Below are 17,141 nucleotides of genomic sequence, written 5' to 3' on the forward strand. Positions count from 1 at the left end.
ATTATTATATTATTTTATCTCATATGTTTTTCAATTTAGGTATTAATATCAATAAATTTAAGTTTAAATTATGGAAAATTGTGGAATTTAATGTCTGTATATAAAAATAACCGGTAATCTAAACATGGACACAAAAAATTAACATTTTTGTAAATTCTAACATGATAGCTGTTTGCTTTAGTGTTTTTCATTCTAAATTTGACTGAATTCTTTCTCTATTATATAAATCAACATATTCCTTTATTTTAAGATTTAATTCATCAAAAGTAATTTCAGAATAATCTAAATCATTTAATAATTCAGTTTTTATGATACAAAATCAATATTCAATTTCACGATTATCTAATGAGTTCCCAATTCTAGAAAGTGAAACTTTGCCATTAGATTTTTTGACTTTATCAATATATATTTGATTTGTATATTGAAAACCATGATCAGAATGTATTATAAAATTTGAATATTTCTTTTTTAGTTAAATATTCTAAATTTTGAATGACTAAATCTAAGTTGTTACTTTTTGACAACTTAAAGCCGATAATTTCTTTTGTTTTATGAAATAAAATAGCAGATAAATATGCAAAAGATTCTAGAACATCTTTTGGTGATTTTATATATGAAACATTAGTAGCAAAAATATTTCTGTTCTCTTTATCATCGTAGTCTCTCTTAACAAGATTTTCAATTTGTGTATTTATGTCTTTAATTTCTTTTCTTTTTTTCTTTTGTCTTACTTTACATTTTAAACCTAATAAATTCATATATCTACCTAAACTGCGTGGATTTATATACTTTTTGTATTTTTGAAGTATATAAACGCTAAGTTTTTCTCTACCATATATTTCTTTTGTTTCTTCAAATGCTTGAGGAATAATTTCACTATATTTTGGTAGTTTGCTTAGGTATTCATTTCTTTTGTTTTTTGAAACTGTTTGTCTACAAAGATTGAAAATATTTGCTAATTTAAAGTAATTCAAATTTAATTCTTTTGATTCCTTTATTTGCTTAGATTTTGGTAGTTTGTTTGTTATTTCAAAATATCTTTTTGCAATTTCAACTATATCATCCCTATTGAATATTTCCCAATTTGGTTCTTTGTTTTTTCTTGGTCTACCCGAACCTTTTTTACGTAAATTACTTCTTTTAGCCACTAATAAATCTTCCATACCTTAATTATAATGATTAATAATTTTTTTAATTCTTCAAACATTATTCTTCTTTTTGTTATTTTGAACTTTTAATGAAATTTTAAACAACATCTTTAAAGCACCATGTAACCCTGTACTATTATATTCTTGATATATTTTGTAAAACTCTTCTGCTTTTAAATTCCTTGATATAATTCTCCTTTTTTTTGATTTTTTTGAGCGGGTATATCCCCTCAAAGGTGGACAAAAAAGCTAACATTACAATGTTAACTTTTTTGTCCACCTTTGGATTATCCGAATATTTTTATTAATAAATTATTTTTTATGAGCTAGTTGAACTGTTATTTCTTGTATTATTATCCTTTACAGAATCTGTATATCCTTCCCCTTCTTTAAAGTTTAATTTATTAGCACGATATGTCAATTCTGTTGATCGATAATTATTTTGTTCAAAACCAACACTTATATAATTAACTTTAAATCCTTGAGGATTATATGGAGTATTTCTATCTAATGCATACCAGATACTAATAAATGATTCTGTTTCTTTTTGTGGATCAGTTGTACTTATGACTCTTCCGGTGTATAAAGTCAATCAAGCACCAGTGGAAGCTACCATATTCATAGGTGAATTTGTTTTAACTAATAGTTCTGGATTTTTAACAGTAAACCCTATTCTTAAATTAACTTTTGATTGATTAGGATTATTTCCTAATTCAGTAAAGACGTCTGTGAAAATTAAATCTACATCTTTTAAATGTCATTTTGGATTTTCGGGCATTCAGGTTATATCAGTATTTTCTTGAGTTCTTAAGATATTTTTATAACCGTTTTCTGTTCCATCAAAATTAATACTTAATTCAGTTAAATATAATGAATTATCATTTTGTTCTTGATTGTTTTGTTTTAGCACTGCTTGAGCAAAGAATGAATATGTATTATTTTCTGATAATAAATTAAATTTCTTAACTTCGTTATTTTGAAGTTTAAATTCAACCATTTTTTGCGGATTATCACCTAATGATAATCCTTCAGGTAGTTCAAAACCATATTTGTATGTTTTAGTTTTAATATCATATGATCTTGTAAAGTTAGTTGCAGCACTTTCTAATTTTTGTAATTTTAATTCTTTTCTTTGATCTAATGAATGTATTACATTTGTTCCTAATAATACTTTATCAAATGAAATGGTTGATAATCTTTCTGGTTGTCCTGTTATAGTAAACTTCAATGTTTTTCTTAATGGTAAATTATTTACGGTTCTTTCTGTTTGAGGAACTAATGTATTAAATTCAATTTCTGAAACAGTTATACCTTGAACTGCTTCATTATTTAATTTAAATACACCTGTTTCATTTTGTTTAATATGATGTATTAAAATATCTAGTGATACTTCGTATTTCTCTGTTCCTATTGTTTTAACTTTAAATGAATCTTCTTCTACAGATATAATGCTTTGTTTTGTTAAAACATCATTAAATTGAGATTTAAGATTCTCAAAATCATTTTGTAATTTATCATATGCATTAAATAATGATGTTTTTGTTTTATTAGTTGAATTATTTAATTTTTCTAATTTAGTAATTATATCTTTAACTTTATTTGCATATTGGTTATCTGTAAATGCAGATACTGTTGGGAAATATGTATATAAGTCTTTTAATAAAGTTCTTGTTGATTTTAGACCTTGTTCAATATCAAAATTATTATTTAAATTTTGTGAATTTGATTTTGTTAAATCACTTTCAAATTCTTTCACTGATTCAATGTATTTTGAAATATTTGCCTTAAATGTTTCTGGATTTTGAGATTTAAGTAATTCTTTTTGATTAGTTAGTTGATTACTTAATTGTTTACTTTTTTCAATAACTACTGCATATCTATTTGTAGATGTATCAGTTAAGTTTTTGTAATAATCAATTAATGTAGTTAATTTATCTAAAATATTTGTTTTTTCTGTTTCTTTAACTAAATATGTTTGTTTTAGGGTTTCTAATTGTTGATTTACTGAGTAGAATCTCACTTCTGCCAATCCTCATGAATAATGACTATTGCTTTGTGCATTGTTATTTTCAACTACTGGTCTAGGCTTTCATTGGAACTTAATATATTTAGCTAAGATTGGTTCAAAATTAATTCTTAATGTTTTTACATCTGTAATTCCTTGTACATCAGCAAGCCCACTTGTTTGTTTTAAAGTATTACTTTCAAATGTTCCTACTTCTGTTGGTGTAGATACATTTTGGTGCTTAACTCTTTCATAATTTGTTCCATCTTGAGAAACTTCTACAAAGAATTCTGCAGGTAAAACATAATTGTTTGCTTTTGTTCCTGCATCACTAATATATAAATCTAAATGAGTTAGTAATAAAGTTTGATTATTTTTTACATTAAAAACAAATCTATTTTTAATAACATTATCATCACTTTGATTTCTCTTATTATCATTTGAATTAGCCCAACTCTTAGTTAATTTTCCATCTATAACTTCATGTGGTCCAGCACCATTTCTATCTTGTCCACTAAGTGGATTTCTTGAATAAGCATTATTACTTTGATCTCTATTTACATCTAATAAATTATTAAATAAAGGAATATTATTTTCTTTAGAATAATCTAAATATTGAATTACAAATGTAAATTGAATTGATCCTTCGGGAGCCGGTGTTACTGCAGTTGTTTGTGCTTCTGATGTTTCTAAAGTTAATTCACTTTGATTTCTTTTTAAATTATATGTTTGTTGAAATTCTAGAGTTTTGATTTTTTTATCTTTTTCTGATTCAGGAACTGTTGGTTCAGTTATTGATGCATTTGTAGGTAGTTCATATTTTTTACCATTATAATTAATAACTTTTGGTAAATATTTTCCTACTTTTTCTCCATCTATTAAATATAAATAATATTTAGGTTCATATAAATTAAGAACGTTTCCTTCTTCAAATACTGTAGATAATTCATTATATACAGTATTTAATGGAGTTTCTACAGATTCAATTGTTGGTTTTGTAGATTGATTATTTGTATTTGGATTTTGTTCGACTATTCCTGTGCTTTGAACAAACCCTGAAACGGTATGAGAAAGAATGCTACCAAAATTTCTATTTAAATCTTTTAAACCTGAAATTTGATAAGTACCGTTTTCATACACCTTAAATTTAGCTGTAATAACTTTGTTTGTTGAACCTTTAAATGATTTATTTGTAATTAAAACATCTTGAGAATTAATAATTAAAGTACTTCCAATATCATCCGGAGAATCTAATTCTATATCAGAAGTTATTTCAAATAATACTTCTTTATATTTCACAGCATCGCCTGATGTTTGAACATCGATTGTTTGTGGATTATTAGCAGTAAAATTAATAGAATAATTGTCTAATTCTCTTTGTTTTTTATAAGCATTAGTTAATGCTTGTTCCAGTGTTTTTAAACCATTAACTAATTCTTCTGTTGTTTTACTTGTATTACCATTTAATGCTTGTGTATTTTGAATTACTGATTGTAAAGTTGCTTTAAATTCTTTGTATCTATTTTTTGTTAATGTTGCTAAATAACTAATTGCTTCACTTAGTTTATTTGATAAATTAGTTTTTGATGTTTTTCTATTAGTTAATTCAGTTTGTGCATTTGATACAGCAGAACGTAATTTCTCTAATTCTTGTTTTAACATATCAAATGACTTATTATTTGAATTATTTTGAATTGCTCTTAATTCATTAAGTACATTTTCTAAGTTATTTTTAATGTCATTATATTGAGGATTGTTTAACTCTCCTTTTATAAATTTTTCTATTGAACTTATTTCTGAACTAATTAATTCTAATACTTTTTGTTTTTTTTCATTTTTGCTTAAACCATTAAATTCAATTGCTTCTTTTTCTTTTTTTAATTTTTCTAATTCACCACGGAATTCTGTTATTGTTTGTTGTAATGAAGCATCATTATTTGATTCTTCAATTAATTTTAATGTTTTTTCTTTTAATTGATCATATTTAGTTTTAATAGAACTAAACCTATTATCACTAAGAGAACTTTCAAATTGAGTATGAGAATTAACTTCAGTTTTAAAACTTGTTTTCGTTTGTGAAATTCCTTCTGAACCCTCACTATTTACATTGCTTGGTGTTTTTGGACTTTTTTTTGTCAATAAAACACTTGGAACTATAATAGCTGTTCCTAATAGTAGTCCACCTAAAATGGCACTAGATATTAATAAATTTCTCTTTTTCATAAAATATTTCCTCTTGTTTTTTATCTTAATTGAAGTATTTTACAAAAAAAAAACTAATTCTTTTTTTATAGGATAAGAAATAACTTTTGATGGTAAATTTAATAAGAAAAGTCAAGTTACTAACTTGACTTTTTAGAGAAATTGAATAATTATCAAAATAAATTAAATTTTCTTTGTGAATTCTTTAAATTCATTTGATAAATCTTCAAATGTAATATGGTTTTTATTATTAGCATCAAAGACTGGGCATCCGCTATCTTTTGTGCATCCTTTTTTGATGCAACATTCTGAAGTTTTACATTCAGATTCTTCTTTATTATTAGCATCAAAGACTGGGCAACCGCTATCTTTGTTACATCCTTTTTTTAAACAACATTCAGATGTTTGGCATTGTCCTTGTTCATCTTTATGTGTTTCATTGTATAGTTTGCATCCGCTATCTTTTGTGCATCCTTTTTTGATGCAACATTCTGAAGTTTTACATTCAGATTCTTCTTCTTTTGATGAAGAATTCTCGGAATGACAAGTACATCCGTTTGTTTGACATTCTGATTTTGAGCACCCTACTTCTTTTGAGCAGTGGCATTCATTTTTACATGCTTCTTTTGAGCATTCATTTTTTGGTTTCATTCCGAATGGAATTGGTTTGGTTTTTTTTGTTTCCATTTTACATGTTTATTTTAAAATAAACTTTCTCCTTTATTTATAATATGTATGAATAGCGTGTATTTTTATTTACACATAATTATTATATAACCATTTATTTTTAAAAAAAAGAATTTTTTTACAAAAAATAGATAAAAAAGCAATTTTTATTGCTTTTTTTAACTTTTTAGTTTTTATCCTTTTGTTCTTGTAGAGATTTTAATCTTTGTAAAATGTTCTTATATAAAGTAATTAGTTCTTCTTCTTGTTCATCTATTGTTTTATATGGATCAATATTAAAAGATTGTCTAACTTGCATAAAAATAGGATCTGCTAACATTTCTTTAGTAATTAATGACTTTCTTCCTACTCTATTAGAAAATACTGTTAATAAAACTCCGTAAGCTATATCATCTAACATTACATTAAAAAACTTTGAACCTTCTTCTGTATATATTTGATATGGGTTTTTTTGTGAATATTGTACTAAGTTTACATTTGAACGTAATTTATCCATTCTATTGATATGGTTTTGTCATTTGTCATCCAAAACTCTCAATATAATATTTCTTTGTAAATGGTCAATTTCTTCTTGAGTAATATTTTCTAACGCATTAGAAGTTCATTTTCCATATACATTTAAAATTAAGTTTGCTATATATTCTGGTAAATCTGTTTCATGAATTTTTTTTATTTCTCTTAAGTTAAATGTAAATTGAACTAATTTTCCTATATTTTGATTTAGGAAATCCACTAAACCTTGATAATTGTAAAGTTTATTGTGTAATTTATATTCTCCACTTCTAACAATAGATCGAGCAGAAGCACTTATCATTCTTTTAACTATAAAACTAATATTATTTGAAGATAAAATTAAATCACGTTGTGAATAAATTAGATCACGTTGTTGTCTGATTACATCATCGTAATTTAAAACTGATTTACGTGAATCATAATTAAAACCTTCAATTTTTTTCTGAGCATTATTGAAAGCAAATCTTAAATTTTTTGAAGTAATTTCTTTTCCTTTATCGCTTGCATATGCTTCTTGGAATCCTTCATTATTTGAAAAACGCTTCATTAATTGGTCTTCTAATGAAATAAAAAACTTACTTGTTCCAACATCACCCTGTCTACCTGACCTACCACGTAACTGGTTATCTATTCTACGAGATTCAGCTTTATCAGTCCCTAAAACATATAAACCACCTAACGCAATTGCTTCAGGTGTTGGTTTAATATCAGTTCCTCTTCCTGCCATATTTGTGGCTATAGTAACAGATTTAACATTACCTGCTTTTGATATAATTTCTGCTTCAGATGCATTTTGTTTTGCGTTTAAAACTGTATGAGGTATACCTCTTTGCAATAATAGTCTATGAACTATTTCAGATTCTTCAATTTGAGAAGTTCCTAATAAAACTGGTTGTCCCTTTTGATATAGTTCAGCTACTTTGTCTGCTACTGCATTTCATTTATCTTCATAATTAACAAATATTGCATCAGGTTCATCGATTCTTGCTATAGGTTTATTGGTAGGAACAACATTAACACGCATATTATAAATATCTATAAATTCTTGTTCTTCTGTTTTTCCAGTACCTGTCATACCACATAATTTTTTAAACATTCTAAAGAAATTTTGATATGTAATGGTTGCTAATGTTTTTGTTTCAGGTTCAATTTCTACTAGTTCTTTTGCTTGAATTGCTTGATGTAAACCATGTGAATAACTACGACCTTCCATTATACGACCAGTGAATGCATCAACTAATTCAATTTTTCCATCACGAACAATGTATTCAACATCTATTTTCATAACTTTATGAGCTCTTAGAGCGTTTTGAATTAAATGAACTGTTTCTGAATGTTCTATATTAAATATATTTTTTGAATTATAAAATTCGTTTGCTTTTGCTATACCGGAATGTGTTAAGGTAATTGCTTTAGTTTCATCATCTATAACATAATCCTCACTACCTAAAGTTCTTACAAATTGATCTGCTGAAAAATATGAAGTAATATCTTCTTGTTCTCCACCAGAAATTATTAATGGAGTTTTTGCTTCATCAATTAAAATTGAATCCACTTCATCAATTAAACAAAATTGCAGACCTCTTTGAACTTTTTCTGCTTTATCTTGAACCATGTTATCTCTTAGATAATCAAAACCAAGTTCTGAATGAACTGAATAAGTAATATCACATGCATAAGCTAAGCGCTTATTATGAGTATCCATTTGAGCTTTGTTTATACCTACCGTTAGGCCAAGGAACAAAAAAACTTCTCCCATTTCTACTGCATCACGCTCTGAGAGATATTCATTAACTGTAGAAACTATCGCTCCTTTACCTAATAAAGCATTTAAATAAACTGGAGCAATAGAAGTAATTGTTTTTCCTTCACCAGTTTTCATTTCTGCTACTGAACCTAAATCTAATAATAATCCACCTAGCATTTGAACATCATAAGGTCTTTTACCTAAGACTCTTTTAGTAGCTTCTCTAGCTACTGCAAAAACATCTATTCTTATGTCTTCAAGTGTATAACCTTCTTTTAACAAATTCTTGAAGTACTGAGTTTTAGACTTTAATTCTTCATCTGTAAATTTACTAACTACTTCTTCTAGTTTATTAATTCTTTTTAAAGCATTTTCTGCAATTCTCATTTCTGTTGTTTTGAAATCAAATAAATTCTTGAATAATTTCATATTTTTAATTATATTAAAAAAATATAATATAAAACACAAAAACAAGAGTGAAAATTAATCTTTGTTTTTGTGTTTTAATCTTAAATGTAAAACTTGAGCAATCATTGCTGCATTATCTGTTGCATACTTTAAATTAGGTATTATGGTATTTGAATGTAATTTAAGAAATTCAGTTCTTAATAATGAATTAGCGCTTACTCCTCCACCTAATATCAATGTTTTTACATTATATTTTTCTAAAGATAATTTTGTTTTAAAACACAAATAGTCAATTGCTGTTTTTTGAAAACTAGCAACTACTTGGTTTATGTCTATAGGTATATTTTTCATTTTTTGTGAATTTATATAATTTAAAACTTGTGTTTTTAATCCACTAAATGAAAAATCTAATTCATTTTCAGTATATGGTTTAGTAAATTTAATAAATTCTCCTTGATAATTTTGATAAATTGAATCAATAATTTTTCCACCTGGAAAACCTAAACCTGATTTAGAACTTATCTTATCAAACACTTCTCCTACTGCATCATCAAGTGTTTGACCTATGATTTGAAAATCATCATAAGTTTTAGCCAAAATTAATTGTGTATGACCACCTGAAACTAATAGGCATATTGCAGGAAATTTTATTTCTGAATCTATTGAAGCAGATAATAAATGTCCATGTAAATGATTGATAGGAATTAAAGGAATATTTAAAGAAATGCTTAATGCACTTGCAAATAAATATCCTATTTGCAATGTACCCATTAATCCTGGTTCATTTGTATAAGCAATATAATCAAAAGAATTTTTATCATATTTATTAAATAAAACTTCTTGTAATAAATTTATATTTTTAACATGCTCTCTAGAAGCAATTTCAGGAATAGTACCACCAAATTCTTTAAAGATATCAATTTGTGAAATGGTTCACAAATCTAAAACTTTACCATCATCTAAAACAGCAATAGATGTATCATCATGAGATGTTTCAATACCTAAAATTCTCATTATAAACATCCTATTTGAGGTTTTTTTATATATAAAGGTTCAATTTCTAATGGTTTAACTTTAACAAAAATATCTTTGTATAAAGAGAAATTATTTGTCATATCTTCAAAATTTATTTGTGATAATTTTTGATCATCACAATCAATGATAGTTATAGAGTTTTCGTAGTCATTTGTTTTTTTATGTTTTAACAAGTCAAATTCATACAATTTTTGACCTTGAGCATTTAAATAAATTTTATTATCTTTAATTTGTTTAGATAGAATTTCAAATGTTCTTGTAATATAAAAATCAATTTCATTTAATAGTGATAGCGTTCTTAAAAAAACAAAACCTGCTCTAACTCCTGTGAAAAAACCTGGACCTATGTTAGTATACAAACCTTTAATTAGTTCTATTTTAATATTATTTCTTTTTAATAAATTTTCAAATTCAGTAGGTATAATGTCAACCTTCTTCTTCAAATCTTTATAGATAACTTTATCTAGTATTTCGAAGTTTTCATTAAATAAAAATAATGCAAAATCTGTATTTGTTGTATCTAAATAAATATTAAACCCATTGTACTTCATAAACTCTCTCATTATTTTGATAATAAATATTAATACTAATAAAGTTTTTTATAGTTAACTTTTTCAAATCGGGTCACTCAATTGCAATTATATTATCCTCAAAATAGTCTTCAAATTCATCTAAATCTCCTTTGTAATTATATAAATCGATATGAATCAGACCATCATATACTTTCATATAATTAAAACTTGGTGATGTTATAACTTTCTTTATATTTAGCAATTTACCTAAAACTTTAACTAACGTAGTCTTTCCGCACCCTAATTCCCCGTTTAATAATAAATATTGTTTTTCTTTAATCAAACTAAGAATTTTTGATAATTCTTTTTCTAAACAAATTAAATTATTGCATTTAAATTTATACATCTAAAAAACCTTTAAGTTTTTGATTAATATTATTTATTTTTCCAATAACTATTGCTTCAGGACCTGTATGTATAGCAACTACTGAAGGTATTGAAAATACAACTATCTTATTTTTAAATTTGTTTTTAAAGTAGTTTATGATTTCTAAATCATCGCTTCCTTTAGCAGTTAAAAGCACTAAATCACTGTTTGAATTATCAAATTTAGCATCTATTTCATTAAATATGCTCTTTAAAAATATTCTTCCCTTACCTTGCTTTTCTAATTTACCATTTTCAAATCTTATCAGCGGAACAATTTTCAATAATTTTGCTATGGTTGCAGTAGCAGGAGATAATCTACCACCTTTTACTAAATAATCGTTATGCTTAGGGATTAGAGTAATATCTAATTCATTATTTCATTTGCTACACTCATCTATTGCTTTTTGTATGTCTTGGGTTTTTGAATAAATATCTTTAAATCTATTAATTTGTTCTAATATAGTAAAAGAAATATTAACAGATTCTATTATTCTTAATTTATCAAAATCTTTTTCTAGGGTTTTAAGAAATTTATATTGACTTGATAAATATTGAGAAATAGGAAAAACAACTATATAATCATATTTTTTTGATAGTTCTGTAAACAATTCAGAAGCATAACCAATCGGAGTAGCAGAAGTGGTTGCTTTTGAACTTTTTAATGTGAAAACTTCAAATAAATTTTCTGAACTTACATCAATTCCATCTCTATAAACCTTCCCATCAACTTCGATCATTAATGGTAAATAAAATAAATCAAGTTTTTTTGCTTGATTTTCTGTTAAACCACATGATGAATCTACCACAATTGCTATATTTTTCATACATTAAATTATATAAAAAATGCTATAATTCCAAATATGATTATATGCAATAATTTAAACAAAAACTTCCCTAATAATTCTATTATTTACGTTGATTGTCAAGTTCAAATAACTAAAAAAATAGAATTAACTAATCTTGTAATTTTTGCAGACGATAATAATAAAATTAATTCTATTAATTTGCTTGATAATTCAATTTTAAATATAGATAATGATAAAAAATATTTCGCTTTAAATGATAAACAAATAAATGTTTTAAAAGATATTTTAGAAACAAAAAATCTTTTATTAGAAGTTAAACCTAAATTAATTTATGGAACTATAATTCAAAGAACAAAACACCCTAAATCTGATAATCTTTTTATCCTTTCTATAGATATAAACAAGAATGAACCAATACAAATAGTAACCAATACATTAGATTCTCAAGAAAATAAAACCCTTGTTCTTGCTTTACCTGGAACAGTTGTATTTAATGCTAGTGAAATTCTAAAAAATAAAGTTATGGATGTAGATAGTTATGGTATGTTAACGGGTTATAAAACTCTTGGTATAGATAAAGAAGGTTTGATATTTGGTGATAGTTCTGAAAAAGGGAAGGATTTTAAATTTTAGTAATGAAAAACATCTTAAATGACTTAAAAGAAAGAGGAATTTTAAAGCAATATAGTAATTTAGATAAGTTTTATAATTTAAACTCGAATGATGTAGTTTATGCAGGTTTTGATCCAACTGCTGAAAGTTTGCACTTAGGAAATTATATTCAAATTGCTCTTTTGCTTAGAATGAAAAAAGCAGGTTGAAAAACAATTGCTTTAGTTGGTGGAGCAACAGGGATGATTGGTGATCCTTCTTTCAAAAATAATGAAAGACAATTATTAGATCAACAAACATTAGACAAAAATAAAGGTAAAATCAAAAAACAACTAGAGAGCTTTGGTTTAGAAGTTCTAGATAATTATGAATTTTACAAAAACATGAATTTTTTAACATTCTTAAGAGATGCAGGCAAATTAATAAACATTGCATATATGCTATCTAAAGACTCTGTTGCAACTAGAATTGAAAAAGGACTTAGTTTTACTGAATTTACTTATCAATTAATTCAAGGATGAGACTTTATTAAATTATATGAAGATTATAATGTAAAAGTTCAAATTGGTGGATCAGATCAATGAGGAAATATTTCAACTGGTTTAGAAATGATTTCTAAAAAAATAGGGGATGATCACAAAGCCTTTATTTTTACAAGTAATTTATTAACCGATGAAAATGGAAATAAATTTGGTAAATCTACTGGTGGTGGTAATTTATGATTAGATAAAAATATCACAAAACCTTTTGATATGTATCAATTTTTAATAAAACAACCCGATTCCCAATTAGATAAATTATTTAAATGATTAACTTTTTTAAGTATTAACGAAATAAACAAGATATTAAGCATACATAATCAAGATTCATCACTACAGTATGGTCAAAAAAAACTGGCTTATGAAATAATAAAAGATATTCATGGAGAACAAGAGGTATTAAAAGTTCAAGAAATTAGTGATATATTGTTTAATAAAAATCTTGATTTAAATAATATTTCGATAAACACTATAAAATCTATTGATAATGAAATCCAAACAATAAAAGTATTTAAAAATGATAATATTGTAGATAAAATAATTGAAAATAAATTATTGAACTCAAAAAGAGAAGCGAGAGAATTTATTAGTAATAAGGCAATTAAGTTCAATTACTTATCAATTAATGAGAATTCACTGTTTAATTCTAATTATTTTAATGGTGAATATGGTATTTTACACATTGGAAAAAAACGAATTTATTTAGTTTATATAAAAAATAGTTAAATAATCTGGAAGAAAGACACTTAAAATAAGCGTCTTTTTATTATATTTCTTGGTTTTCATTTTAATTAAAATTATTGTATAATGCTTTAATGAAAATTAAAAACACAATAAAAATGTTTATAAGTTTAGGTTTATTACCAACTTTTATTGTTTCTTCTTCATGTAATGAAGTAAAAGAAATTCCAAAAGAAAAGGAAACAAACGAAAAACCAGTAGAGATTGTTTCAGAACCATCTAAAGACTTAGAACCTGACAAAGGTTTGAATGGAAGCACTAATACAGGTGGTAAACAAAGTGAAGTACCCAGTGAAACACCTAGCCAAAAACCTGGTAATGATGACAAGGAAACTTCTGGTCAATTAAATTCTGAACCTACCAATGAAGAAAAACCAAACACTAATGGACAAAGTAATTCAAACCAAACTAAAGAAGTGGATTTCACTTCCTTAGAACCATTAGAATTAAACCCAACTTCTTACATAAAGTTTTATAATCAAAAACACTCAGATGCTGCTTGAATAGAGCTAAAGAAAAATTTTAATTCCTTAATAAGTGAACTTAATATTTCACAAGAAATAAAAAACGAATTTAATCTTGAATTAGTAGAAATTAATGAAGTTTCTACTAATAAAGTAGAAGGTGTTATAAATAATATCAAAATTAAATTTACTAAAGACAATCAAAGTGTTATTAAAGTGTTTTCATTAAATGGTTTTGCTAAATATAATGACACCAAAGTAAATCACAAAAATAATTTTTTAACACAGAATGAACTAAATGAATCACTTACAAATTTATTCCCTTCTCTTGTAGCAAGAATGATGTTATATTCAGAAAAACCTAATGAATATTTATCTAACACATCTCAAAATAATTTTATTATTAATTTTGAAGCACTTATTAATAGAAATAATGATTTATTTACTTCAAAATCTCCTAGTTTTAATGCTGCATTAAAAGAAACTTTTTTTTCTAAAAACCCTGAATTCGAAACTAAATATGTGTATAAAATTGTTGCTGCTAAGTATAATGACTTAACAGGAACATTAGGTTTAGAGGTATTTATTAGTGATTCTGATGAAAATCCTTCAGATGAACCTGGTATAAATAAACAATTTATTTTTAGTGGTTTTAGACGAATTAACAAAGAAAAACCTAATGATAATGTTTTAAGTTTCTTTATGACACCATCTAATTTAAAAGAATCACTTAAGAAAAATACTTCAATAAAAAATAAAATTATTGAACTTAAAAATAACAATGAATTACCTAACAACTTGAATTCTCATTTAAGTGAATTATCTTTAAAACTATTAGAATCAAACCTTTATTCTAATTTGCTTATTAGCATAATTGACAATAAAGGTTCATATAATTTAAGACATTCTGATTTAAGAGTTCCTTCATTGGTTGGATTAACACAAGAATTTGGTCTATATCCTTTTTATACAAGATATACAAAAGATGATATTATTAAGAATTTAAATGTTTCTATTAAGTATGATAATAATAGAAATCAAAAAATTATTGAAGCATCATTTAATGTTCGATTATCTATAGCAATCCAGGAATCATACAATAACTTAGTTGATAACTTTATAACAGAAGAATATATCGAAATTCCTGTTATAGTTCAAACTCCTTTGGATACTTTTGAACAATAAAAACGCTTTTAGAACAGAGTTTGCTTTGTATAAATATGGAAATGCAACATTAAATATAGGTTTATGAGAATCAGAAAAACAGCTAATTAATAAATATTTTAAAAATAAAGATGGTCATCTTTTAGATATTGGTTGTGGAGCAGGAAGAACTTCATTTGCTTTGGAAAAACTAAGTTATAAAAATATCAAAGCAATAGATATTTCACCAGAAATGATTGGACTATGTAATGAATTCAAAAAAAGTTTTAAATCTAAAATTAATTTTGCAATCCATGATATATCAAAGCAAAAATACAAAGAAAACTCTTTTGATTATATTTTATTTTCCTTTAATGGATATCCTGGTATTCCAGATTATAAAAGCAGATTAAATGCATTGAAATTAATTAATAAGTATTTAAAAAAAGATGGTGTATTCATATTCACTGCTCATGCATTCAATAAAGAAAAATATGAAGCTAGGAGAATGTTTGAAAACATCAATGAGACTAATGAATTCAAATACCAAAGATATGGTGATTTATTATTTAGAAATGAAAATAATGAGGTTGATTTCTTGCACTTATATTCTCATTCTGAATTAGAGAATGAACTAATTAATAATAATTTTACTGTAATAGATGTTATTAATAGAGATAAGAATTTTAAAGAAAACAGTTTAGTTAAAGAATTTTCAGATAATACTAATTTCTGAATTTGTTCTAAAAAGATTAGTTAAAAAAAGAAGATATTTTCATATCTTCTTTTTTGTCATTATTATTTTTCGATTTTTACTTTAACACTTGGTCCCATTGATGCTGATACAGTTAAGTTTAACATATATGTTCCTTTAACTGCTGCTGGTTTTAATTTTTTAATTAAATTAATAAGTGTTTTTGCATTTTCAACTAATGCTTCAGTAGACATACTTGCTTTACCAATTAATGAATGTACAATTCCTGCTTTATCTGTACGATAATTAGCTTTTCCTTTTTTAAGTTCTTCAACAGCTTTTTCAGGAGTAGGAGTAACAGTACCTGTTTTAGGGTTAGGCATTAAACCTTTTGGACCTAAAACTTTTCCGTATTTTCCTAATAAAGGCATCATTGTAGGGTCTACAACCATTACATCAAAATTAAAGTCATTTTCTTTAATTTTTTGTTCTAATGCTTGAGCATCTAAAACGAAGTCTGCACCCGCTTCTTTTGATAGTTTTTGTTTTTCTACATTATTTGTACCTACTAAAACAGTTACTGACTTACCTGTACCATTTGGTAATAAAATTGCACCACGTAATTGTTGATCTGCTTTACGGACGTCTAAGTTTAAGTTAAATGCTAAATCAATAGAAGCATCAAATTTTGCATAAGAAGTTTTTTTAGCTAATTCAATTGCTTGATCTAATTCATAAGCAATTGTTCTGTCAAAAGATTCACGAGCATTTTTTAAATTTTTTGATATTCTTTTTGCCATTATTCTGCTCCTTCTTCATTTGATTTTTCTTCATCAGAAATTGTATTAACTTCAATTGATTGACCTTTAGTTTCAACTAATTTAGCTTGATCCGCTTCTAATGCAGCTTCTTTTGCTGCCGCTAGTGAAGCAGCTTTAGTTGCAGCTTTTGCTTCTGCTTTAGCTTTAAAAATATCATCATAACCTTCAACTAAAACACCCATTTGTTTTGCAGTTCCAGCTACTGTAGCCATAGCTGCATGAATATCGTTTGTGTTTAAGTCTGGTAATTTATATTCAGCAATTTCTTTTAATTGTTCTTTTGTTATTGTTCCAACTATTGTTGTTTTAGCATTTTTTGAACCTGATTGTAATTTAGCTGCTTTTTTGATTTTGTATGACGCTGGAGCTGTAAATAACTTAAATTCAAAGCTTTTATCTTTGTAAACTGTTATTTGAACAGGAACTGGCTCATCACCCCTGTCTCTTGTTGCATCGTTAAAAGCCTTAGTAAATTCTGGCATATTAACACCTACACCCGCTAAAGAAGGTCCAGGTTTTGCTTTACCGGCTGGGAATTGCAATTTAGCAATACGTTGAATTTCTTTTTTTGCCATATATTAAAATATCCTTTCGATAATTGTGGTCTAGCGATATTACATTATATCTCCCACTAG

Annotated in this window: 15 protein-coding genes; 4 read left to right on the forward strand and 11 right to left on the reverse strand. The window is 25.6% G+C overall.

What is annotated here, in order from left to right; all coding sequences use genetic code 4:
• Positions 1-118: 118 nt before the first annotated feature.
• The 9 genes from RRG59_RS00245 to RRG59_RS00285 all read right to left on the reverse strand — a co-directional run bounded on the left by RRG59_RS00245 (position 119) and on the right by RRG59_RS00285 (position 11,510).
• Entirely contained in the window at positions 119-448 is a 330-nt protein-coding gene (locus tag RRG59_RS00245) for an IS3 family transposase (RefSeq protein ID WP_322902750.1), read from the reverse strand.
• Complete coding sequence (locus tag RRG59_RS00250; RefSeq protein ID WP_322902343.1) at positions 396-1,163, reverse strand: hypothetical protein; 768 nt, start codon at positions 1,161-1,163, stop codon at positions 396-398. Before RRG59_RS00250 ends, RRG59_RS00245 begins: the two co-directional genes overlap by 53 nt.
• 304 nt (positions 1,164-1,467) lie before the next feature.
• On the reverse strand, positions 1,468-5,376 hold the full coding sequence (locus RRG59_RS00255) for a hypothetical protein (RefSeq protein WP_322902345.1): 3,909 nt from the start codon (positions 5,374-5,376) through the stop codon (positions 1,468-1,470).
• 162 nt (positions 5,377-5,538) lie between these two features.
• On the reverse strand, positions 5,539-6,042 hold the full coding sequence (locus RRG59_RS00260) for a hypothetical protein (RefSeq protein ID WP_322902347.1): 504 nt from the start codon (positions 6,040-6,042) through the stop codon (positions 5,539-5,541).
• A 166-nt stretch (positions 6,043-6,208) separates the two neighbouring features.
• Positions 6,209-8,731 carry a preprotein translocase subunit SecA gene (gene secA / locus RRG59_RS00265; RefSeq protein WP_322902349.1) on the reverse strand — a complete coding sequence of 841 codons (2,523 nt, stop codon included), beginning with the start codon at positions 8,729-8,731 and terminating at the stop codon, positions 6,209-6,211.
• Between the two features lie 54 nt (positions 8,732-8,785).
• Positions 8,786-9,724 (reverse strand): tRNA (adenosine(37)-N6)-threonylcarbamoyltransferase complex transferase subunit TsaD, encoded by a 939-nt coding sequence (gene tsaD, locus RRG59_RS00270; RefSeq protein ID WP_322902350.1) that lies wholly within the window; start codon positions 9,722-9,724, stop codon positions 8,786-8,788.
• Positions 9,724-10,296, reverse strand: coding sequence for a hypothetical protein (locus RRG59_RS00275; protein WP_322902352.1), 573 nt, complete (start codon positions 10,294-10,296; stop codon positions 9,724-9,726). Before RRG59_RS00275 ends, tsaD begins: the two co-directional genes overlap by 1 nt.
• Entirely contained in the window at positions 10,277-10,663 is a 387-nt protein-coding gene (gene tsaE, locus RRG59_RS00280; protein WP_322902354.1) for a tRNA (adenosine(37)-N6)-threonylcarbamoyltransferase complex ATPase subunit type 1 TsaE, read from the reverse strand. The genes RRG59_RS00275 and tsaE overlap by 20 nt, the downstream gene beginning before the upstream one ends.
• Complete coding sequence (locus RRG59_RS00285; RefSeq protein WP_322902356.1) at positions 10,656-11,510, reverse strand: DegV family protein; 855 nt, start codon at positions 11,508-11,510, stop codon at positions 10,656-10,658. The genes tsaE and RRG59_RS00285 overlap by 8 nt, the downstream gene beginning before the upstream one ends.
• 36 nt (positions 11,511-11,546) lie before the next feature.
• Between RRG59_RS00285 and tapR the strand changes: the two genes are divergently transcribed.
• The 4 genes from tapR (at position 11,547) to RRG59_RS00305 (ending at position 15,751) form a co-directional block, all read left to right on the forward strand.
• Positions 11,547-12,125, forward strand: a complete 579-nt coding sequence (tapR, locus tag RRG59_RS00290; protein ID WP_322902357.1) for a TyrS-associated PheT N-terminal domain-related protein TapR — start codon at positions 11,547-11,549, stop codon at positions 12,123-12,125.
• A 2-nt stretch (positions 12,126-12,127) separates the two neighbouring features.
• A complete protein-coding gene (tyrS, locus tag RRG59_RS00295; protein WP_322902358.1) occupies positions 12,128-13,369 on the forward strand; it encodes a tyrosine--tRNA ligase in 1,242 nt (413 codons plus the stop codon).
• An 89-nt stretch (positions 13,370-13,458) separates the two neighbouring features.
• Positions 13,459-15,033, forward strand: a complete 1,575-nt coding sequence (locus tag RRG59_RS00300; protein ID WP_322902359.1) for an LppA-related lipoprotein — start codon at positions 13,459-13,461, stop codon at positions 15,031-15,033.
• On the forward strand, positions 15,023-15,751 hold the full coding sequence (locus RRG59_RS00305) for a class I SAM-dependent methyltransferase (RefSeq protein WP_322902361.1): 729 nt from the start codon (positions 15,023-15,025) through the stop codon (positions 15,749-15,751). Before RRG59_RS00300 ends, RRG59_RS00305 begins: the two co-directional genes overlap by 11 nt.
• 38 nt (positions 15,752-15,789) lie before the next feature.
• Here RRG59_RS00305 and rplA read toward each other — a convergent pair whose 3' ends face one another.
• Together rplA and rplK are read right to left on the reverse strand one after the other, a co-directional pair.
• Positions 15,790-16,485, reverse strand: a complete 696-nt coding sequence (rplA, locus tag RRG59_RS00310; RefSeq protein ID WP_036430547.1) for a 50S ribosomal protein L1 — start codon at positions 16,483-16,485, stop codon at positions 15,790-15,792.
• Positions 16,485-17,081 carry a 50S ribosomal protein L11 gene (gene rplK / locus RRG59_RS00315; RefSeq protein ID WP_322902362.1) on the reverse strand — a complete coding sequence of 199 codons (597 nt, stop codon included), beginning with the start codon at positions 17,079-17,081 and terminating at the stop codon, positions 16,485-16,487. The genes rplA and rplK overlap by 1 nt, the downstream gene beginning before the upstream one ends.
• Positions 17,082-17,141 lie beyond the last annotated feature (60 nt).

The organism is Mycoplasmopsis felis (assembly GCF_034647055.2).
GTDB lineage: Bacteria > Bacillota_I > Bacilli_A > Mycoplasmatales > Metamycoplasmataceae > Mycoplasmopsis > Mycoplasmopsis felis.